This window comes from Rhodococcus (subgen. Prescottella) equi, assembly GCF_003013675.1.
In the GTDB taxonomy this organism is placed as follows: domain Bacteria; phylum Actinomycetota; class Actinomycetes; order Mycobacteriales; family Mycobacteriaceae; genus Prescottella; species Prescottella equi.
Genome location: NZ_CP027793.1, coordinates 261,071 through 280,854 on the forward strand (window position 1 = coordinate 261,071; position 19,784 = coordinate 280,854).

Sequence of the window (19,784 nt, forward strand, 5' to 3'; positions counted from 1 at the left end):
GAACATGGTTCATTCTGTGGTTACAGTCACTCCCATGACCACTCGTGCCGTGACCCCGACCACATCCGATTCTGCTTCCGCGTCGGGAGCAGACTCGCTCGCCGCGGTCGAAATCGCCACGGAGGCCGGGAAACTGCTGCTCGATCTGCGTGAGGGTCTGGCGACTCCGGGGGTCGACGCGGTAGAGATCCGGGCGGCGGGCGACCGACGGAGCCACGAGCTCATCACCGGACTCCTGCGGGACCGGTTCCCGCAGGACGCGGTGCTCTCCGAGGAGGGTGCCGACGACCTGGCCCGCCTCGACGCCGAGCGCGTGTGGATCGTCGACCCGCTCGACGGCACCCGAGAATTCGGGGAGGCCGATCGCGCCGACTGGGCGGTGCACGTCGCCCTCGTCGAACGCGGCGCCCTCACCGTCGGGGCCGTCGCGATGCCCGCGGCCGGCGTCACGTACTCGACGATGGACGGGCCGGTCGACCTGCCGCCGCTGCGCGTCGTACCTCGCGTCGTCGTCAGTCGGACCCGACGGCCGGCGCCCGTCATGGAGTTGGCCGCTGCGCTCGACGCCGAACTGGTCGAGATGGGCTCGGCCGGCGCCAAGGCGATGGCGGTGGTCCGCGGCGACGTGGACGTCTACGCGCACGCCGGAGGCCAGTACGAGTGGGATTCGGCGGCGCCCGTCGCCGTCGCGCGTGCTGCCGGACTTCATGTTTCACGTATCGACGGGTCCGAACTCGTCTACAACCAGGAGAACCCCTGGTTGCCCGATCTACTGATCTGCCGCCCCGAGTGGGCGGACAAAGCACTGGAGGTACTTGCACGATGACCCGTGCGCTGACCCACCTCGAGAGACTCGAGGCCGAGAGCATCCACATCATGCGCGAGGCCGTCGCGGGGAGTGAGAACCCCGTGATGCTGTACTCGGTCGGCAAGGACAGCGCGGTGATGCTGCACCTTGCCCGCAAGGCGTTCTACCCGTCCCGGCTGCCGTTCCCCTTGCTGCACGTGGACACCACGTGGAAGTTCAAGGAGATGTACAAGCTGCGCGACGAGTCCGCAGCCGCAGGTGATTTCGATCTCCTCGTTCACCAGAACCCCGAGTGTGTGGAGAAGGGCATCAATCCCTTCACGCACGGTTCGTCGACCCACACCGACATGTGGAAGACCGAGGGCCTCAAGCAGGCACTCGACCACTACAAGTTCGACGCCGCGTTCGGCGGCGCGCGCCGCGACGAGGAGAAGTCCCGCGCCAAGGAGCGCGTCTTCTCGGTGCGCTCGGCGGAACACCGCTGGGATCCCAAGCGCCAGCGTCCCGAACTGTGGCGGATGTACAACGTCCGGCGTTCTCCCGGTGAGACGCTGCGGGTGTTCCCGTTGTCGAACTGGACCGAGCTCGACGTCTGGGAGTACATCCGGCAGGAGGACATCCCGATCGTGCCGCTCTACTTCGCCGCGAAGCGGCCGGTCGTGGAGCGGGACGGCACCCTCATCATGGTCGACGACGATCGAATGCCGTTGCGTCCCGGCGAGGTTCCGGAAATGCGGAGCGTACGGTTCCGGACCCTGGGCTGCTACCCGCTGACCGGCGCCGTCGAGTCGACCGCCGCCACCCTCACCGACGTGATCCAGGAGATGCTGCTCACCACCACGTCCGAGCGGCAGGGGCGCGTGATCGACCACGACAGCAGTGCCTCGATGGAGAAGAAGAAGCAGGAGGGGTACTTCTGATGGCCCACGCATCCAATCTGATCGCCGACGACATCGAGCAGTACCTCGAACGGCACGCGAACAAGTCCATGCTGCGCTTCATCACGTGCGGCAGCGTCGACGACGGCAAGTCCACCCTGATCGGGCGTCTGCTGTACGAGTCCAAGCTGGTGTTCGAGGACCAGCTCAGCGCACTCGAGAACGATTCGAAGAAGGTCGGCACCCAGGGCGAGGGACTCGACTTCGCGCTCCTGGTGGACGGGCTCGCGGCAGAGCGCGAGCAGGGCATCACCATCGATGTCGCCTACCGCTACTTCACCACCGAGCGGCGGAAGTTCGTCGTCGCCGACACTCCGGGGCACGAGCAGTACACACGCAACATGGTCACCGGCGCCTCGACGGCTGACCTCGCCGTGATCCTGGTCGACGCCCGCAAGGGTGTGCTCACACAGACCCGCCGACACTCGTACCTGGTGTCGCTCCTGGGGATTCGGCACGTGGTCCTGGCCGTGAACAAGCTCGATCTCGTCGACTACTCGCAAGAGGTGTTCGAGCGCATCGCCGGCGAGTACGCGGACTTCGCGGCCGAGATCGGGCTCGAAAACGTGGTACCGATCCCGATGTCGGCGTACGTCGGCGACAACCTCACCGAGCACAGCCCGAACACCCAGTGGTACACCGGGCCGACGCTGATCGATCACCTCGAGACCGTCGAGATCGAGGACGCGGTGCAGACCGCACCGTTCCGGATGCCCGTGCAGTGGGTGAACCGGCCGGACCTCGATTTCCGTGGCTTCTCGGGGCAGATCGTGAGCGGCATCGTGCGCCCCGGGGACCGGGTGCGCGCGCTGCCGAGCGGGCGGGAATCGACCGTGGCGCGGATCGTGACGATGGACGGCGATCTGGACGAGGCCGTGGCCGGCCGGTCGGTCACCATCACCCTCGCCGACGAGATCGACATCAGCCGCGGTGACGTCCTCGCCGGTGTCGACGCGCTGCCGTGCGTCGCCGACCAGTTCGAGGCGCAGCTGGTGTGGATGGGTGAGCACGAGATGCTGCCCGAGCGGCCCTACCTGTGCCAGATCGGCACCGTGACCGTGCAGGCGCGAATCACCCGGCCGAAGTACAAGGTGAACGTCAACACTCTCGAACAGACCGCCACCAACACGTTGGCCCTCAACGAGATCGGCGTCTGCAACATCAGCTTCGACCGGCCGGTGCCGTTCGATCCCTACGCCGACAACCGCGATACCGGTGGCTTCATCCTCATCGACCGGCTGACGAACACCACCGTCGGGGCCGGAATGATCGCGCACTCGCTGCGCCGTTCGGACAACATCCACTGGCAGGCCGTCGACGTGAACGACGAGGCCCGTTCGCTGCTGAAGGGCCACCGCCCCCAGATCGTCTGGTTCACCGGACTTTCGGGCTCGGGGAAGTCGACCATCGCCAACGAACTGGAACGTCGGCTGTACACCCTCGGGTGCCACACCTACCTGCTCGACGGCGACAACGTGAGGCACGGTCTGGGTCGCGACCTCGGCTTCACCGAGGCGGACCGGGTGGAGAACATCCGCCGGGTCACCGAGGTGGCCCGGTTGATGGCCGATGCCGGCCTGATCGTCCTCGCGTCGTTCATCTCGCCGTTCCGTGCCGAACGCGATGCTGCCCGCGAACTGATCGGGACCGATCGATTCTGCGAAGTGTTCGTCGACACGCCCATCGAGGTGGCCGAGGAGCGCGATCCCAAGGGGCTCTACCGGAAGGCGCGACGTGGGGAGCTCGCCAACTTCACCGGCGTCGATTCGCCCTACGAGACGCCCACCTCACCGGACGTCCGGATCGACACCGCCGAGCTGACCCCGGAACATGCGGCCGACCGCATCGTCGAGGTCCTCCGCGAACGCGGCGTCATCTCCTGATCCGGCCCGATCCTGCCAATCACACCCGAGGAGCGTTCCCTGTGCCTACCCGAGACGAAATATGTTCGGTGATCGATTCGTACGTCAAGCATCTCGGCAATCACGATGTCGACGAACTGGTGGCGTTGTTCGCGACCGACGCGGTCCAGCATGAGCCGCTGGGTGTCCGGACCTACCGCGGCATCGACGAGATCCGCGAGTTCGACACCGCGAACGCAAAGGTGGCGTTCACGGTGAGCCGTCACTCGCCGATCGTCGTCTCCGGCCGGTATGCCGCGATGCAGTTGCGCGTGCAGCGAGAGGGCATGCCCGACTTCCTTGCCAGCGATCTCTTCGAGTTCGACGACACCGGCAAGATCGTCTCGCTCAGCGTTGTTCTGGATCCGGAGGCGCAGGTATGACGTTGGGATTGCAAGCACCACAGCAGATGCCGGCGCTGCTCGACGGGAAGGTCGTGGTCGTCTCCGGTGTCGGGGCGGGGCTCGGGCGCTCGGTGGCGGTCCGCGGCGCGCTGGCCGGCGCCCGGATCGTCCTCGCCGCACGGACCGAGTCGCGGCTGACCGAGGTCGCCGAGGAGATCCGAGAACTGGGCGGTATCGCGCTGTCCGTGCCGACCGATCTCACCGACGATGCATCGGTGACGAACCTCGTCGACGCGGCACTCGCGGAGTTCGGGGCGGTCGACGCGGTGGTGCACAACGCGTTCGTGCAGCCACCCCACGAGCGACTACTCGACGCCGACTTCGATATGGTGCGTCAGGGTCTGGACATCAACCTGCTGGCAGCGCTCAACCTGACCCGGAAACTGGTGCCCGCGCTGGAGAAGTCGCAGGGGTCGGTCGTGATGATCAACTCGATGGTGCTTCGGAACCAGTTGCCGAACTTCGGGGCCTACCGGGTGCAGAAATCCGGGCTGCTGGCTCTCGCTCGCAGTCTCTCGGTGGAGATGGGCCCGATGGGTATTCGGGTGAATTCTGTTGCACCGGGTTATATCTGGGCGGAACGAGTCCAGCGGATGGTGGAGAAGCAGGCCGATCAGCGCGGAGTCGAGCCGGCCGAGGTGTACGCCGAGATCGCGGCCGACACCGATCTGCGTCGGCTGCCCGAACCCGACGACATCGCGAATGCGGTGCTGTTCCTCGCCTCCGACCTCGCTCGCGCGATCACAGGGCAGTGCCTGGACGTCAACTGCGGCCATGCCCACCACTGATCCACTCTCACAAGGATGTAGGAATGACTGAGGATTACGACGGAATCGGTTCCATCGAGGACCTGCACGCGCAGGCGTCTGAAGAAACCGGTCTGGACGATTTCGGTGGCGACGAGCACCTCGAGGGTTTGCGGGTTCTGTTGGACTCGTTCGCGAACGAGGCCGACCTCACCCCGCAAGGGCGAGTGGTCGCCCGGAAGATGATCGTGTCGGCGCTCAGAGGCAGGCTGATCAGCGAGGCTGCGTTCGCGCGCAACCCCGGGCATGTCGATGTTGCGATCGAGCGGCCGATCTTCATGTGCGGACTGACCCGTACGGGCACCACCGCGCTCCATCGCCTTCTCAGCGCAGACCCTGCCAATCAGGGTGTCGAGATGTGGCTGGCCGAGGCTCCGCAACCGCGTCCCGCCCGCGAGACCTGGTCCGAGAACCCCGATTTCCTCCGCTGCGACGCCTTCTACCGGGCCCGTCAGGCGAACGAGGCCGACCTGATGAAGGTGCACTTCATGGGCGCCGAGGAGGTCGAGGAATGCTGGCGACTGCTCCAGCAGACGATGCTGTCGACCTCGTTCGACACCATCGCGTACGTGCCGTCGTACACGGAATGGCTGGCGAAGCAGGACTGGACCGACACCTATGCCCGGTACAAGAAGAACCTGCAGCTCATCGGTATGAACGATCGTGATCGCCGCTGGGTGCTCAAGAGCCCGAGCCACGTCTTCGCGATCGACGACATCCTGAAGGTCTTCCCGGACGCGCTGTTCGTTCGCACCTTCCGTGACCCGCACACCTCGATGGCGTCGACCTTCAGCCTCGCCGAGCAGGGTGGTCACGGTATGTCGAAGGCCTTCGACCGCAAGACCATCGGACGGACCCAGCTGGATCTGTGGGCGCGCGGGAACGCGAACTTCCAGGAGGCCCGGGCTCGCCACAACCCCGAGCAGTTCATCGACATCGACTACCGGGACTTCGTGGCCGACCCGATCGGGACGGCCGAGAAGGTCTACACCCAGTTCGCGATGCTGTTCTCCGACGAGGCGCGCCGGGCGATCGCGGATGCCCACGAGGCCAGCCTCGCCGACCACCGCCGTCCGTCGCACAAGTACTCGCTCGAAGACTTCGGAATCACCGCTGCTGAGGTCGACGCCAAGTTCGCCACCGTCTGACCCCCACCTGGATAGGAATCCACAATGAACGCCACCTGGGAAAAGTTCTGCACCGACCTGCTCGACGTGGGCAAGATCTTGTCGGACCCGATCGTGCCGCAGGATCCGCTGACGCAGGCCGAGGGCGCCCGCTACCTGTCGCGCCTGCTGCGCTACTCGACGATCAACTGCGTCGAGTACACCGATCCGCGCTGGCCCCAGTTCACGTCGGCGCCGAACCCGAACATGATGACGAAGATCGGCGCCGACAACCCGGACAACATCTATATGCGCGCCAACATCTCCGGCAAGTACACGTACCGGATCACCGGCACGCGCGGGACCATCCCGCTGATCACGTTCGGTTCCCGCGTCAATCGGTACCACATCGACGGCACCATGCTGCAGACCGGCGACCTCCACATCCACGACCTCGAAATCGACCAGCACGGCCGGTTCGAGTTCATTGCCAGCGTGGACAAGCCGGCCGAAGGGGCATGGCTGCCGCTTTCCGTGGACAGCAACCTGATTTCCGTGCGGCAGACCTACGCGGACCGCCGCAACGAGGTGCCCGGTGAGCTGTCGATCGAGTGCCTGAACCCGGACGGTGACTTCGTTCCACTGACCGAGGAAGAACTCGGAGAACGTTTCGACCGTGCGATCGGCATGCTGAAGGGGTCGGCAGCGACGTTCCTCGAATGGTCGCGTGAGTTCATGCCGCAAGCCAACGAGATCTTCGACCGGGGCCAAGAGCAGTTCCAGAAGGCCGGCGGTGACCCGACGATCTTCTACTTCCACGGCTACTGGAAGCTCGCCGAGGACGAGGCGTGGGTGATCGAGACCGAGGTCCCGAACTGCGAGTACTACAACTTCGTGCTGCAGAACTTCTGGGTGGAATCGCTCGACTACCACCGCTCGAACATCTACATCAACAACCACACCGCCAAGCTCAACGACGACGGGACCCTCACGATCGTCGTTGCGGCCAAGGACCCCGGTTACGGCAACTGGATCAGCACCGATGGCCACACCGAGGGCACGTGGGCAATGCGCTGGATCAAGGCCGACTCGCACCCGATCCCGACCGCCAAGGTCGTGAAGATCTGAGTCACAGCGCTTTCCGTACGGTCCGTCCGCGCCGCTCGTCGCGGACGGACCGTGCTCGTGAGTCGACCGATCCGACAACGGAGGACAACGTGCACAACCAGGCCTTCCGGCCCGCTCGACTGTTGGTGGGCGGCCTCACTGCGGTCGCCGTCCTGCTCGCGGGATGCGCGTCCGGGAACTCGGATGCCACCGCTGCGTCCACGTCCCCACGGCAGGCCGGTTTCGTGGGCGAGCAGCCAGACGACGCCGAACCCGCCGCCGGTGGCTCGCTCACCTTCGGGTCGTACTCGCTGCCGACCGTTCTCGACCCGGCACGGACCCAGGCCGCCGCCTCGACCGGCGGAACCGAGATGGCGGCAATCTACGACACCCTCCTCCGGCACGACTTCGACAGCCGAACATTCGTTCCACAGCTGGCGGAGACGTTCGAGGGCAGTGACGACCTCACGACCTACACCGTGACGTTGCGTCCCGGCACCCGTTTCAGCGACGGGAGCGTCCTCGATGCCGACGCCGTGAAGTGGAGTATCGAGCGCTTCGTGACGGCGAAAGGCGATGCATCCCAGACCTGGACGAACGTCGTCGACACTGTCGACACGCCGGACGAGTTGACCGTCGTGTTCCGGCTGAAGCGGCCCTGGAGTGATTTCCCCGCCCTCCTCAGCCTGGGGCCGGGAATGATCGTCGGAGCCGGATCCGACACGGGCGGCACGTTCACCCCGGTCGGCGCAGGACCGTTCACGGTCACGAAGTTCGCGCCCCGCGAGGAGCTGCTGCTCTCCGCGCGTGCCGACTACGTGGATGGGAAACCACTCTTGAACACATTGCGTTTCGTTCCGACGGCGGGCGCGCAGGCCCAGTACGAGTCAATGCGCAGCGGCCAGTTCGACATGACGTTCATCCTCCGCGACGAACGGGTCATCGATCAGGCACTGGCCGACGGGTACACCGGATTCCTCAGTCCGACCGGCCAGAACGGAATCGGCGTGATCAACAGCCGTCCGGGACGGCCGGGCGCGGATGTCCGGGTGCGCCAGGCCATCGCCTACGGTGTCGATCCCGAGGCGATCAATCAGCGCGCCAACGCAGGATTGGGTACCGCCAGCTCGGAACTCGTTCCCGAAGGTTCGCGGTGGTACAGCGGCGCCGAGGGACTCCGGTTCGACCCGGAACGGGCCCGAGAGCTGCTCGACGAGGCGAAGGCCGACGGCTTCGACGGGCGCATCTCGTATCTGACGACCCAGGATCCCGGCCAGCAGGCGACGGCGCTCACGGTCCAGGCGATGCTCCAGTCGATCGGGTTCGACGTCGCCGTCGACTATGCGACCGACACCACCGATCTGGTTCGAAAGGTCTACCGGGACCACGATTTCGATCTGACCCGGGGCGGCGCACCCATCGGGGAGGAAGCGCCGTTCCTGAACCTCTACGGCAGCATGGGAAGCGACTCCCGCAACAATGCAACGGGATTCGCCGATCCCGAGATGGATCGCCTGCTGCTCGCGGTGCAGACGGCTCCCACCGACGACGCCAAGCGGGATGCGATAGGTGACGTCCAGCGCTACGCGAACGAGACCGTGCCCTACGTGCTCTGGGGGCCGGCGGCCGTCCTGACCGCGTGGGAGCCGACGGTGCACGGCGTCAAGCGCACCGTCACCGACATCATGCTGTTCGACGACGCCTGGAAGTCCGGGCCCTGACCCGTGCAGGTTGCGCGGGACGAGCGGTAGTGGGTGAGGAGTCGAGGGTGAGCGATTCGGACCCCTCGGGTGCCTGGTGGCGGTCCCGGGCGGACGCCACTGTTGTAGGTGTCCACCCGGACCCCGACACAGAAGGACCCTCTCAGATGATCTCTCGCACCGTAAAGACGCTCGCCGCTTCGCTTCTCGTCGCCGGCGGTGTGGTCGGCGCCCAAGCCGCAGTTGCCCACGCCGAGATTCGTACCGCCCCCGACGGCACCCAGACGACCGTGTGCGTCTACGACGGCAAGGACTACAGCGTCGGCAGTAAGGTCTACCACCCGGACGGCACCTACCAGACCTGCAAGAGCGACGGCACGTGGCAGCGCGTCAAGCCCAACACCGGCAACGACATGCGGGCCGTCCCCGCCCAGCCCCGCTCGGCGATGTAGTCCAGAGCGAAACGATCAGGCCCACCGCAGTGCACTGTGGTGGGCCTGATCGCGAATGCTGTTCCTAGACGGGCAGCTTGCGGAAGATCGCGCGGGGGATGTGCCGCAGCACGACCATCACGAACCGGAACGGGCCCGGTGCCCAGACGATCTCCTTGCCCTTGTCGGACGCGGCGACCGCGAGCGCGGCGACGTCCTCCTTGTTCACCGTCAGCGGCGCTTCCTTGACGTGCGCGCTGAACTTGGTGCGCACCATGCCCGGTCGCACGACCGTGACCTTGGGTCCGAACGGGGCGAGTGCCTCGCCAAGTCCGAGGTAGAAGCCGTCGAGACCCGCCTTGGTGGAGCCGTAGACGAAGTTGGCGCGCTTGACACGCTCGCCGGCCACCGACGACATCGCGATGATGCGGCCGAAGCCCTGTGCCTTCATCTTCTCGCCGACGAGGACGCCCACCGAGACGGACGCGGTGTAGTTGACGTTCGCGATCAGCACGGCCTTGCGCTGGTTCTGCCACAACTCCTCGGCGTCACCGTCGAGAGCGAACGCGACGATCGCGACGTCGACGTCGCCCTTGGACCACGCCTCGTCGATGACCTTGGGGTGGCTGTCGGTGTCGAGCGCGTCGAAGTCGATGACGTCGACCTCGGTGGCTCCCGCAGCCTTCATCTGGGCCACGGCCGCCTCGCGGCCCGGATCGTTCGGCAGCGCAGCGAGAATCACGCGCAGCGGCGACTTCTTCAGGTACTCCTCGCAGATCGCGAGCCCGATCTCGGACGTGCCACCGAGGAGCAACAGGGTCTGGGGATTGCCGACGGCGTTGATCACTGCAGTTCCAACCTTCTGGACATGTCGGAGGCGAAGACGCCTGTGGGGTCGACGGATCGGCGAACCTTGATCCATTCGTTGATGCGCGGGTACATCGCGTGGAACGTCTCGGCCGTGGTCCGCGAATCCTTCGCGGTGTACAGGCGGCCACCGAATTCGAGCACCCGCTTGTCGAGTTCGGTGACGAACTCGTTCAGGCCCGGCTTGATCCGGAAATCGACGCAGATGTTCCAACCGGCCATCGGGAAGCTCAGCGGCGCCTTGTTGCCCTCGCCGAACAGCTTGAACACGTTGAGGAACGAGTAGTGCCCCGACGACTGGATGTCGCGGATGATCTGCTTGAACTCGCCGACGGCCTCCGGCGGCACCACGAACTGGTACTGCAGGAAACCGTTGGAGCCGTACGCGCGGTTCCACTCACCGAACATGTCGAGCGGGTGGTAGAACTGCGTCAGATTCTGGACCTTGCCGCGGTAGTTGCCGGCCTTGCGGAACCACACCTCGCCGATCGCCGAGAAGTTGAACTTGTTGGCCAGACCGTTCGGGAAGATGTCCGGGAACGTCAGCAGCGTCGGCGCGTCGAACTTCAGTGGGTTCTTCTGCAGCTTCGTCGGTAGCTGGTCCAACTTCGCGAGGCTGCCGCGGGAAATCGCGGCGCGGCCCAGCTTGGGCTCGGGCGCGATGGCGTCGAACCACGCGCTCGAGTAGTCGTAGTTGTTCTCGCTGCCGTCGCTGTGCAGGGCGATGGTCTCGTCGAGCGTGTGGGTGACGTCGCCGTCGGCGATGAAGTACGCCGTCTCGGTCGGCGTCATCTCGATGGTCGCCTTGAGGATGATGCCCGTCAGACCCATGCCGCCGACCGTGGCCCAGAACAGCTTCGCGTTCCGGCCGGCCGGGGTGAGGGTGCGGATCTGGCCGTCCGCGGTGAGCAGATCCATCGAGCGCACGTGATTGCCGAAGCTGCCGGCGCTGTGATGGTTCTTGCCGTGGATGTCGGACGCGATCGCGCCGCCGATGGTGACCTGACGGGTGCCCGGCAGCACCGGAACCCACAGGCCGAAAGGCAGCGCGGCACGCATCAGCTGATCCAGGTTCACACCGGCGTCCACCGTCACCAGACGGGTGTTGGAGTCGATGTTGTGGATGCGCTTCAGCGCGTTCATGTCGACGACGAGCCCGCCCGCGTTCTGCGCCGGGTCACCGTACGAGCGGCCCATGCCGCGCGCGATGACGCCGCGTCGCAGATGCGACGGCTTCGACTCGTTCTGCTCCGCCACCTGCGCGACCGCCTTGGCGATCAGCTCGACGTCGGGCGTGGACAACACCTGTGCGGTGGTGGGCGCGGTGCGTCCCCATCCGGTGAGGGTGCGGGTCTGCGTGGGGAGCGGCTCGTGAACCGTCTCTTCTGCTGTCTCGGACATCGGGTACGAGGTTACCTGGCGGTAGTGGACGACCCTCGGAAAGCGTGCGCCGTTCCACATCTTCTTTACCCGCGTTTTGCGCACTTATCGCGGGAATTCCGGGGTCCGGGAGTGCGATAAGTGCGCAAAACGCGGGAGTGGGGGACGGGATCAGGCGGGGACGATGAGTCCGGTGGTCTGGGTGCGTGCCTTGGTGAAGCGGTCGGCGACGTCGGCCCAGTTGACGATGTTCCAGAAGGCGTTGACGTAGTCGCCCTTGACGTTCTGGTAGTCGAGGTAGAAGGCGTGCTCCCACATGTCGAGCATGAGCAGCGGGGTGAGGCCGATGCTGATGTTGCCCTGCTGGTCGTAGAGCTGGACGATGATCAGGCGCTGGCCGATGGAGTCCCAGGCGAGGATGGACCAGCCGGAGCCCTGGATGGCGTTGGCGTTGGCGGAGAAGTGGCTGCGGAAGGCGTCGAAGCTGCCGAACTGGTCGTCGATGGCGGCTGCGAGTTCGCCTTCGGGCTTGTCGCCGCCTTCGGGGGAAAGGTTGTTCCAGAACACGGAGTGGTTGGTGTGGCCGCCGAGGTGGAAGGCGAGGTTCTTCTCGTGCAGGTTGACCACGGGGGCGAGGGCGTCGGCTTCGCGGAGCTCGGCGAGCTTGTCGAGGGCGGTGTTGGCGCCGGCGACGTAGGCGGCGTGGTGCTTGTCGTGGTGGAGCTCCATGATCTTGCCGGAGATGTGGGGCTCGAGAGCGGCGTAGTCGTACGGCAGATCGGGCAGCGTGTAAACGGTCATGACGTTGATCTTGCAACCTCGAGTGCACTCGAGGTCCAGGGCCCTGTGCGGGATGTCACGCCGGTGTGCCCGGCGCGGGTCGCCTAGTCTCGTTGCGTGTCCGGAAGCCCCCACGCCCCCGATCCGCATGCGCCGCTGCCCGTCGAGATCCCCGTCACCGATTCCCTCGCGGACGAGTCCCTGGACCTCAAGACGCAGATCGTGCGCTTCGTGCTCACCGGTGGCCTGTCGGCGGTCGTCGACTTCGGGCTGTACCTGCTGCTGCTCGCCGTCGGACTGCCGCTCAACCTCGCCAAGGCCATCAGTTTCATCGCCGGCACCACCACCGCGTACCTGATCAACCGGCGCTGGACGTTCAAGGCTGAGCCGAGCCGGGCTCGCTTCGTCGCCGTGGTCGTCCTGTACGGGCTCACGTTCGCCGTGCAGGTCGGACTCAACGGACTGATGGCCCACGTCTTCCCGGACGAGTGGTGGCGCATTCCGCTGGCCTTCGTGATCGCGCAGGGCACCGCGACAGTGATCAACTTCGTCGTCCAGCGTGCTGTGATCTTCAAGATTCGATAGCTGTCTGGACAGCTGTCTGTAGAGTCTTCCGATCCGGAGTGGAACCGGTTACATTTCCTGGTACCGACCACCCCGGAGGAGTCAGATCGTGCGCTACGGCATCAGCCTGTTCACCAGTGACCGAGGCATCACTCCCGCGACCGCCGCACAGGCCGTCGAAAAGTGCGGGTTCGACGCGTTCTACGTGCCCGAACACACCCACATTCCGGTCAACCGGGCGTCGAACCATCCCGGCACCGGCACCGACGCGCTGCCCGACGACCGCTACATGCGCACCCTCGACCCGTGGGTCGCGCTCGGCACCGCGGCGTCGGTGACGTCCCGGATCCGGCTGGGCACGTCGGTCGCGCTGCCGCTCGAACACGACCCCATCACGCTCGCCAAGACCATCGCGTCGCTCGACCACCTGTCCGGCGGCCGCGTCACGTTCGGTGTCGGCTACGGCTGGAACGCCGAGGAACTCGCCGACCACGGCGTCGATCCCAAGAAGCGCCGCACCGCGCTGCGCGAGTACCTCGAGGCGATGCAGGCGCTGTGGACGCAGGAGGAAGCGTCCTACGACGGTCAGTTCGTGAAGTTCGGTCCCAGCTGGGCGTGGCCCAAGCCGGTCCAGCAACCCCGCCCGCCGGTCCTCGTCGGTGCGGGCGCGTCGGAGAAGACGTTCGGGTGGATCGCGCGCTCGGCGGACGGCTGGATCACCACCCCGATCGAGCAGGACATCGAGGACAACGTCACGTTGCTGCGCAAGATCTGGGCGGACGCCGGCCGCACCGGGCAGCCGGAGATCATCGTCCTGGCCGGCAAACCCGACGCCGACAAGCTCGCCCGCTGGCAGGACCTCGGCGTCAGCGAGGCACTGTTCGGCATGCCCGACGCCGACGAGGAACAGGTGCTCGCCTACCTGCAGCGCCTGGCGTCCAAACTGGGCATCGGCGGCTGATCAGCGCGGCGGACCTTCCGTCAGCACCATCGAGCCCGACCGCTGCGCGCCGGTGGCGTCGATCCACGCGACGTCGACGACGTCACCGGGGTGCAGCGCGATCATCCGGACCGTGAGGTCGGACGCCGTCCGGATCGGGACGCCGCCGAACTGCACGATCACGTCGCCGCGCGCCAGGCCCAGCCCGTCGGCGGGGGAGCGGTAACTCACCTGCACGATCTGCGCGCCGGCCGGAGTCCCCGCCTGTGGTTCGACGTGGTCGCGCACGCTCACGCCGAGCTGCGGGGTGGGGCCGATGTGCACCGAATCCGACGGGCGTCCCGCGAGGATCTGGTCGACCACCTCCAGCGCCGAGTCGATGGGGATCGCGTACGACTTCGGTGCGGGGGCCGACGGCTCGTCCCGCTGGACGGCGTTGCCCGCGCTGCTCACGCCGATCACCTCGCCGAACGCGTCGACCAATGGCCCACCGGAGTCGCCGGGCCGGACGTCGGCGTTCACCTCGATGAGCCCGGCCAGCTCGTTGCGGGAGCCGTCGACGGAGTTACGGGTGAGCACCGTGACCCCGAGCCGGGTGACCGCGCCCGGCGCCGACTGCGGGACACCACCGCCCTCTGCGTTTCCGATCGCGGTCACCGGATCGCCGACACCGGCGTTCCGCGACGACCCGAGCGCGGCGGGTGGTAGCGCCGCGCCGCCGGGCAGGCGCAGAACCGCCAGGTCGCGGGAGCTGTCGTAGCCTAGAACCTCGACCGGGTAGGGGGTGCCGTCGCGCATGCTCTCGGCCGTGATGTCCGTCCCGCCGTCGATCACGTGATGGTTGGTGAGCACGATGGCGGCAGGTCCCGCCGGACGCAGCACGATCCCGGTGCCCGCCGTCGTGCCCAGTCCCGTCCGCGTCGTGATGGTGACGATCGTCGGGACGACGCGCTCGGTGATCTGCTGCGGGGCGAGGGGGACGGGTGGCGGTGGGGGCGGTGGCGCGAGGGCCGTCGTCGCCTGCGCCTGCTTCGGGACGTCGAGTGTGCCGTGTTCGAGAGGAATTGCCAGGAGTGCGAGGCCCACTGCGGCGAGCACTGCGATCGCAGCGCTGACGCGGCGCACCCCGAAGGCACTCATCGGCTCACTCGTGGCCCTCCCGGTAGACGGGCAGCAGACCCGCGTCGCGAGCCTGCTGAAGTGTCGGCGCCGCCAGGTCCTTGTCCGACAGCGTCCACTGCAGTGAGCTGCCGTCGCGGCCGACGACCGGCCAATCGATACCGATGCCCGGATCCAGCGGGCTCACCTCGTGCTCGCGGTCCGGGGCGTAGCCGGTGGAGCACAGGTAGATCACCGTCGAATCGTCCTCGAGGGACAGGAACCCGTGGCCCAGCCCCTCGGAGATGAAGACGGCGCGGCGGTCGACGTCGTCGAGCAGCACCGAATCCCACTGTCCGAACGTCGGCGAGCCCACCCGCAGGTCGACGACGACGTCGAGGATCGCGCCCCGCACACACGTGACGTACTTGGCCTGGCCGGGCGGGACGTCGGCGAAGTGGATGCCGCGCAACACGCCGGCCGCCGACACCGAACAGTTGGCCTGAGCCAGATCGAGGGTGCGACCGACGTTCGCGGAGAAGCCGGGGTCCTTGAACCATTCGAGGAACACCCCGCGGTGATCGCCGAACTGTCGGGGCGTGATCTCCCACGCCCCCGGAACCTTCAACTCCCGATAATCCATGGTCACCATTCTCGGCCGCGGTCGAGCAACCCCAGCAGGTACGTGCCGTAACCGGACTTGACCAGCGGTTCGGCGCGCTCGCGCAGTTCGTCGTCGGAGATGAATCCGCGCCGCCACGCGACCTCCTCGGGCACACCGATCTTGAGGCCCTGCCGCTGCTCGATGGTCCGCACGTAGTTCGACGCGTCGAGCAGGGAGTCGAACGTGCCGGTGTCGAGCCAGGCCGTGCCGCGCGGGAGCACCTCCACCTGCAGCCGTCCGGCCTCGAGATACGTGCGATTGACGTCGGTGATCTCGTACTCGCCGCGCGCCGAGGGCGTCAACTCCCGCGCGATCGTGACGACGTCGTTGTCGTAGAAGTACAGCCCCGGCACGGCGTAGTTCGACCGCGGCACCGCCGGCTTCTCCTCCAGCGAGACCGCGGCGCCGGTGTCGTCGAACTCGATGACGCCGTACGCGCCCGGATCGGACACCCAGTACCCGAACACCGCGCCGCCCTTGACGTCGTGGAAGCGGGTGAGCGTGGTGCCCAGGCCGGGACCGTAGAAGATGTTGTCGCCCAGGACGAGGGCCACCGAGTCGTCGCGGATGTGGTCGGCACCCAGCACGAACGCCTGCGCCAGACCGTTCGGCTCGCGCTGCACCTGGTAGCTCAGCGAGATGCCGAACCGGGAGCCGTCGCCCAGCAGATTGCGGAACTGTCCGGCGTCCTGCGGGGTGGTGATGATCAGGATATCGCGGATTCCGGCAAGCATGAGCGTCGAGAGCGGGTAGTAGATCATCGGCTTGTCGTAGACGGGCACCAGCTGCTTGCTCACGCCCAGCGTGATCGGGTGCAGCCGGCTGCCGGTACCGCCAGCCAGAATGATTCCGCGCATGTAGAGCAGTGTTTCACGGGCGACGGCGGGAGATCGCGGGAGTGACGAGGCCGGTCGGCTACGACGCGATTGTCGGGGTGCGCCGCTCCTCCGCGCGCGGGCCCGCCGCTCGTTGTGCCAAGCGGAGTCGGACATGTCCCGTTAGCGTCGAAAACGACCGATGAAGAAGGTCTGCCTACCGCAGACCCCACGTCTGAAGGGGCCCTACGCATGCAGGAATCGACGTACGGTCCCGCGCGCCAGAAGACTGGCGGCGCCACCGAACCGGGCGCTGACGTGGACCAGCGGACGCTACGCAAGGCCATCGCCGGCTCGGCTATGGGCAACGCGACCGAGTGGTTCGACTACGGCGTCTACGCCACGACGGCCACCTACCTGACCCAGAACTTCTTCCCGGGGCACCTCGGCTCGATCGGCACGATGCTCGGCTTCGCGGTCTCGTTCGTGCTCCGTCCGCTGGGCGGCATGATCTGGGGTCCGCTGGGCGACCGGCTCGGCCGCAAGGCTGTGCTGGCGACGACGATCCTGCTGATGTCGGGCGCGACCGCGTTGATCGCGGCGATCCCGTCGTACGCGTCGATCGGCATCGCGGCACCGATCCTGTTGATCCTGCTACGCGTGGTCCAGGGCTTTTCCACCGGCGGCGAGTACGGCGGCGCGGCCACGTTCATGGCCGAGTACGCGCCCGACGACAAGCGCGGCCGGTACGGCAGCTTCCTGGAGTTCGGCACCCTCGGCGGGTTCGCCGCCGGCACCGCCGTGGTGATGCTGTGCGAGCTGATGATCTCCGACGACGACATGGCGTCGTGGGGCTGGCGGATCCCGTTCCTGATCGCGCTGCCGCTCGGGTTGGTCGGTTGGTTCCTGCGCAGCAAGCTCGACGAGTCGCCGGTGTTCGACGAGGTGGACGCGCAGGGCGACAGTCAGAACTCGATCCTGGGTGGTCTCGCCGATCTGCTGAAGAACTACTGGCGCCCGATCCTGGTGCTGACCGGCATGGTCGTCGCTCTGAACGTGGTCAACTACACGCTGCTCACGTACCAGCCCACCTACCTGGAGTCGACGCTCGGCCTGAGCACGCAGTCGACGACGGTGATCATCCTGATCGGCGAACTGGTCATGATGGCGTGCATCCCGTTCTTCGGGCGCTGGTCGGACACGCTCGGCCGCAAGCCCATGTGGTGGGGCTCGCTGATCGGCTTGCTGATCGCTGCCGTGCCGATGTACTGGCTGATGGCGCAGGGATTCGGGTGGGCACTGCTCGCGTTCGCGGTGCTCGGGCTGCTCTACCTGCCACAGCTGGCGACCATCTCCGCGACGTTCCCGGCCATGTTCCCCACCCAGGTCCGCTACGCCGGCTTCGCGATCGGCTACAACGTCTCGACGGCCGTCTTCGGCGGCACCGCCCCACTCGTCAACGACGCGGTCATCCACTCGACGGGCTGGAGCCTGTTCCCCGCGATCTACATGATGGGCGCGTGCGTCATCGGCCTCGTCTCGGTGGCCTTCCTCCGCGAGACCGCGGGTGTCTCCCTCCGCGGCACGTCGATCCCGGGCGAGGAGGAGCAGACGCCGGAACCGGTGCGGGCATGAGCGGTCCGCGACCGTCGGTAGTCTCCCCGGTATGAGGCTGCTCGTCACCGGTGGCGCCGGGTTCATCGGTGCCAACTTCGTCCACCAGACCGTCGCGGAACGGCCCGACGTCCGGGTCACGGTCCTCGACGCGCTGACGTACGCCGGCAACCGGGCCTCGCTCGACGCGGTCGCCGATCGGATCGACTTCGTGCACGGCGACATCGCCGACGCCGACACCGTCAACCGCCTGGTGGCCGATTCCGACGCCGTCGTGCATTTCGCGGCCGAGTCGCACAACGACAACTCGCTGGCCGACCCCTGGCCGTTCGTGCGGACCAACGTCGTGGGCACGTTCACGCTGCTGCAGGCCGTGCGGGACCACGACGTCCGCTACCACCACATCTCGACCGACGAGGTGTACGGCGACCTCGAGCTGGGCGATCCGGGGCGCTTCACCGAGGCCACCGCCTACAACCCGTCCAGTCCCTACTCGTCGACGAAGGCGTCGAGCGACATGCTGGTGCGGGCCTGGACGCGATCGTTCGGGATCCGGGCGACGCTGTCGAACTGCTCCAACAACTACGGCCCCTTCCAGCACGTGGAGAAGTTCATTCCGCGGCAGATCACCAACCTGCTCGACGGCGTCCGCCCCAAGCTCTACGGGCAGGGCCGCAATGTGCGCGACTGGATCCACGTCGACGACCACAACCGCGCCGTGTGGACCGTCCTCGAGAAGGGGCGGATCGGGGAGACGTACCTGATCGGTGCGGACGGCGAGGTCGACAACCGCACCGTCATCGCGATGCTGCTCGAGATCTTCGGGCGATCCGCCGACGACTTCGACTTCGTCCCGGACCGGCCCGGCCACGACCTGCGGTACGCGATCGATTCGACTCGGCTGCGCACCGAGCTGGGGTGGGAGCCGCGCTACCGGGACTTCCGCAGCGGTCTCGAAGCGACCGTGCAGTGGTACCGCGAGCACCCCGAGTGGTGGCGTCCGGCAAAGGCCGCGACCGAGGCCGGATACGCGCGCACCGGGCAGTAGCCGCAGCCTGCGCGAAGCCGTCGATCCGGCCACGGCGACGGACGTCACGCGGTAGCGTCACCAGCATTCGCGTCGGGATCTGTCGCTCAGGGGACGAACCGGAGGGGGCGCTCGTATGCGGGCCGGACCGAAGAACACTGCCGCACCGAACAACACTGCCGCACCGAACAGCACTGCCCGCCGGCGTCGTGCGTGCCGGGCACTCGTGGTCGCATCCGCGCTCGGGGCGGTGGCCCTGGGCTCCGCCGGCACCGCCGCCGCCGACCCGGTCGCGGGCGCGCCGGCCTGCGCGCCGTTCCGGGTGGAGGGACTGCTGGCCAACGCCACGGCCACCGTCGCGCCGGGCCTCGAACTTCCCGTGCCGTGCCAGGATGCGGTCGGCGTCGGCTACGTCGGACCCGCCGAGATCCAGGCCGGCGCCATCGGTTCGGCTGTCGCCGCCGGACTCGGCAGCCTGGGCCTGCTCGCCGCGAGCAGCATCGACTGGAACAACATCGGCCCCGACAACACCGGCTCCTTCAACCTCGGGTGGGCCAACACCGGGTCCAACAACGTCGGATCGGCGAACACCGGCTCCGGCAACGTCGGGTCCGCGAACACCGGCTCCGGCAACGTGGGGTCGGCGAACACCGGCTCAGGCAACCTCGGGTCCGCGAACACGGGGTCGTTCACCTACGGCTCCCTCAAGACCGGCATCGGGTCGATCGCCGCGGGTTCGCTCGGGATCGGCACGCTGAGCTGACATCGGGGCGCAGGGACCCGCGCGCGGTAACCCCCTAAGCTGGGGGTGCCCGGCGTACCTGCGGCGGCGGC

At 67.0% G+C, this 19,784-nt stretch carries 20 protein-coding genes; 14 read left to right on the forward strand and 6 right to left on the reverse strand.

Annotation, left to right across the window (positions count from 1 at the left end):
• Positions 1–34 precede the first annotated feature (34 nt).
• The 9 genes from C7H75_RS01090 to C7H75_RS01130 all read left to right on the forward strand — a co-directional run bounded on the left by C7H75_RS01090 (position 35) and on the right by C7H75_RS01130 (position 9,222).
• A complete protein-coding gene (locus C7H75_RS01090; RefSeq protein ID WP_081188596.1) occupies positions 35–826 on the forward strand; it encodes a 3'(2'),5'-bisphosphate nucleotidase CysQ in 792 nt (263 codons plus the stop codon).
• Positions 823–1,728: a sulfate adenylyltransferase subunit CysD gene (gene cysD / locus C7H75_RS01095; protein ID WP_005516287.1), complete on the forward strand. Its 906-nt coding sequence runs from the start codon at positions 823–825 to the stop codon at positions 1,726–1,728. The genes C7H75_RS01090 and cysD overlap by 4 nt, the downstream gene beginning before the upstream one ends.
• Complete coding sequence (gene cysN, locus C7H75_RS01100; protein WP_081188594.1) at positions 1,728–3,629, forward strand: sulfate adenylyltransferase subunit CysN; 1,902 nt, start codon at positions 1,728–1,730, stop codon at positions 3,627–3,629. The genes cysD and cysN overlap by 1 nt, the downstream gene beginning before the upstream one ends.
• A 41-nt stretch (positions 3,630–3,670) precedes the next feature.
• Positions 3,671–4,030, forward strand: a complete 360-nt coding sequence (locus tag C7H75_RS01105; protein ID WP_013414532.1) for a nuclear transport factor 2 family protein — start codon at positions 3,671–3,673, stop codon at positions 4,028–4,030.
• Entirely contained in the window at positions 4,027–4,839 is an 813-nt protein-coding gene (locus C7H75_RS01110; protein ID WP_106850845.1) for an SDR family oxidoreductase, read from the forward strand. Before C7H75_RS01105 ends, C7H75_RS01110 begins: the two co-directional genes overlap by 4 nt.
• A 23-nt stretch (positions 4,840–4,862) precedes the next feature.
• On the forward strand, positions 4,863–6,005 hold the full coding sequence (locus tag C7H75_RS01115; RefSeq protein ID WP_106850846.1) for a sulfotransferase family protein: 1,143 nt from the start codon (positions 4,863–4,865) through the stop codon (positions 6,003–6,005).
• 24 nt (positions 6,006–6,029) lie between these two features.
• The gene (locus C7H75_RS01120) at positions 6,030–7,091 is read left to right on the forward strand and encodes a DUF1214 domain-containing protein (RefSeq protein WP_005516281.1); all 1,062 of its coding nucleotides are present in this window, start codon (positions 6,030–6,032) and stop codon (positions 7,089–7,091) included.
• Positions 7,092–7,180: 89 nt separating this feature from the next.
• Positions 7,181–8,791 (forward strand): ABC transporter substrate-binding protein, encoded by a 1,611-nt coding sequence (locus C7H75_RS01125; RefSeq protein ID WP_106850847.1) that lies wholly within the window; start codon positions 7,181–7,183, stop codon positions 8,789–8,791.
• Between the two features lie 146 nt (positions 8,792–8,937).
• Complete coding sequence (locus tag C7H75_RS01130) at positions 8,938–9,222, forward strand: hypothetical protein (protein WP_064059765.1); 285 nt, start codon at positions 8,938–8,940, stop codon at positions 9,220–9,222.
• A gap of 64 nt (positions 9,223–9,286) precedes the next feature.
• Here the strand turns inward: C7H75_RS01130 and dprE2 are convergent, their stop codons facing one another.
• The 3 genes from dprE2 to C7H75_RS01145 form a co-directional block, all read right to left on the reverse strand.
• Positions 9,287–10,048, reverse strand: a complete 762-nt coding sequence (gene dprE2, locus C7H75_RS01135) for a decaprenylphospho-beta-D-erythro-pentofuranosid-2-ulose 2-reductase (protein ID WP_005516276.1) — start codon at positions 10,046–10,048, stop codon at positions 9,287–9,289.
• Complete coding sequence (dprE1, locus tag C7H75_RS01140) at positions 10,045–11,469, reverse strand: decaprenylphosphoryl-beta-D-ribose oxidase (RefSeq protein ID WP_022593412.1); 1,425 nt, start codon at positions 11,467–11,469, stop codon at positions 10,045–10,047. Before dprE1 ends, dprE2 begins: the two co-directional genes overlap by 4 nt.
• 150 nt (positions 11,470–11,619) lie before the next feature.
• Positions 11,620–12,249, reverse strand: a complete 630-nt coding sequence (locus C7H75_RS01145; protein WP_013414538.1) for a superoxide dismutase — start codon at positions 12,247–12,249, stop codon at positions 11,620–11,622.
• Between the two features lie 96 nt (positions 12,250–12,345).
• Here C7H75_RS01145 and C7H75_RS01150 point away from each other — a divergent pair, with 96 nt between their 5' ends.
• Positions 12,346–12,813 (forward strand): GtrA family protein, encoded by a 468-nt coding sequence (locus tag C7H75_RS01150; RefSeq protein WP_106850848.1) that lies wholly within the window; start codon positions 12,346–12,348, stop codon positions 12,811–12,813.
• 88 nt (positions 12,814–12,901) lie between these two features.
• Positions 12,902–13,753, forward strand: coding sequence for an LLM class F420-dependent oxidoreductase (locus C7H75_RS01155; RefSeq protein WP_013414540.1), 852 nt, complete (start codon positions 12,902–12,904; stop codon positions 13,751–13,753).
• On the opposite strand, the gene C7H75_RS01160 is transcribed toward C7H75_RS01155, so the two are convergent.
• Genes C7H75_RS01160 through rfbA form a run of 3 tightly spaced genes read right to left on the reverse strand, consistent with a single transcriptional unit; the run spans position 13,754 to position 16,351 of the window.
• Positions 13,754–14,872 carry a S1C family serine protease gene (locus tag C7H75_RS01160; protein WP_081185589.1) on the reverse strand — a complete coding sequence of 373 codons (1,119 nt, stop codon included), beginning with the start codon at positions 14,870–14,872 and terminating at the stop codon, positions 13,754–13,756.
• 4 nt (positions 14,873–14,876) lie between these two features.
• Positions 14,877–15,473 (reverse strand): dTDP-4-dehydrorhamnose 3,5-epimerase family protein, encoded by a 597-nt coding sequence (locus C7H75_RS01165; RefSeq protein ID WP_013414542.1) that lies wholly within the window; start codon positions 15,471–15,473, stop codon positions 14,877–14,879.
• Between the two features lie 2 nt (positions 15,474–15,475).
• Positions 15,476–16,351 carry a glucose-1-phosphate thymidylyltransferase RfbA gene (rfbA, locus tag C7H75_RS01170; RefSeq protein WP_005516267.1) on the reverse strand — a complete coding sequence of 292 codons (876 nt, stop codon included), beginning with the start codon at positions 16,349–16,351 and terminating at the stop codon, positions 15,476–15,478.
• A 210-nt stretch (positions 16,352–16,561) separates the two neighbouring features.
• Between rfbA and C7H75_RS01175 the strand changes: the two genes are divergently transcribed.
• From C7H75_RS01175 to C7H75_RS01185, 3 genes are all read left to right on the forward strand, one after another.
• Positions 16,562–17,944, forward strand: coding sequence for an MFS transporter (locus C7H75_RS01175; RefSeq protein WP_005516266.1), 1,383 nt, complete (start codon positions 16,562–16,564; stop codon positions 17,942–17,944).
• A gap of 31 nt (positions 17,945–17,975) precedes the next feature.
• On the forward strand, positions 17,976–18,971 hold the full coding sequence (gene rfbB / locus C7H75_RS01180) for a dTDP-glucose 4,6-dehydratase (RefSeq protein ID WP_005516265.1): 996 nt from the start codon (positions 17,976–17,978) through the stop codon (positions 18,969–18,971).
• 115 nt (positions 18,972–19,086) lie between these two features.
• Positions 19,087–19,713: a pentapeptide repeat-containing protein gene (locus C7H75_RS01185; protein ID WP_084924784.1), complete on the forward strand. Its 627-nt coding sequence runs from the start codon at positions 19,087–19,089 to the stop codon at positions 19,711–19,713.
• Positions 19,714–19,784: the final 71 nt, after the last annotated feature.

Excerpts from the sequence above, each read along its gene's own strand:
- C7H75_RS01110 (WP_106850845.1), top strand. The coding sequence starts at position 4,027 with ATGACGTTGGGATTGCAAGCACCACAGCAGATGCCGGCGCTGCTCGAC.
- dprE1 (WP_022593412.1), bottom strand. The coding sequence starts at position 11,469 with ATGTCCGAGACAGCAGAAGAGACGGTTCACGAGCCGCTCCCCACGCAG.
- C7H75_RS01160 (WP_081185589.1), bottom strand. The coding sequence starts at position 14,872 with ATGAGTGCCTTCGGGGTGCGCCGCGTCAGCGCTGCGATCGCAGTGCTC.
- C7H75_RS01175 (WP_005516266.1), top strand. The coding sequence starts at position 16,562 with ATGCAGGAATCGACGTACGGTCCCGCGCGCCAGAAGACTGGCGGCGCC.
- C7H75_RS01145 (WP_013414538.1), bottom strand. The coding sequence starts at position 12,249 with ATGACCGTTTACACGCTGCCCGATCTGCCGTACGACTACGCCGCTCTC.
- C7H75_RS01165 (WP_013414542.1), bottom strand. The coding sequence starts at position 15,473 with ATGGATTATCGGGAGTTGAAGGTTCCGGGGGCGTGGGAGATCACGCCC.
- C7H75_RS01185 (WP_084924784.1), top strand. The coding sequence starts at position 19,087 with ATGCGGGCCGGACCGAAGAACACTGCCGCACCGAACAACACTGCCGCA.
- C7H75_RS01130 (WP_064059765.1), top strand. The coding sequence starts at position 8,938 with ATGATCTCTCGCACCGTAAAGACGCTCGCCGCTTCGCTTCTCGTCGCC.
- C7H75_RS01120 (WP_005516281.1), top strand. The coding sequence starts at position 6,030 with ATGAACGCCACCTGGGAAAAGTTCTGCACCGACCTGCTCGACGTGGGC.
- C7H75_RS01115 (WP_106850846.1), top strand. The coding sequence starts at position 4,863 with ATGACTGAGGATTACGACGGAATCGGTTCCATCGAGGACCTGCACGCG.
- C7H75_RS01090 (WP_081188596.1), top strand. The coding sequence starts at position 35 with ATGACCACTCGTGCCGTGACCCCGACCACATCCGATTCTGCTTCCGCG.
- cysD (WP_005516287.1), top strand. The coding sequence starts at position 823 with ATGACCCGTGCGCTGACCCACCTCGAGAGACTCGAGGCCGAGAGCATC.
- rfbA (WP_005516267.1), bottom strand. The coding sequence starts at position 16,351 with ATGCGCGGAATCATTCTGGCTGGCGGTACCGGCAGCCGGCTGCACCCG.
- cysN (WP_081188594.1), top strand. The coding sequence starts at position 1,728 with ATGGCCCACGCATCCAATCTGATCGCCGACGACATCGAGCAGTACCTC.
- rfbB (WP_005516265.1), top strand. The coding sequence starts at position 17,976 with ATGAGGCTGCTCGTCACCGGTGGCGCCGGGTTCATCGGTGCCAACTTC.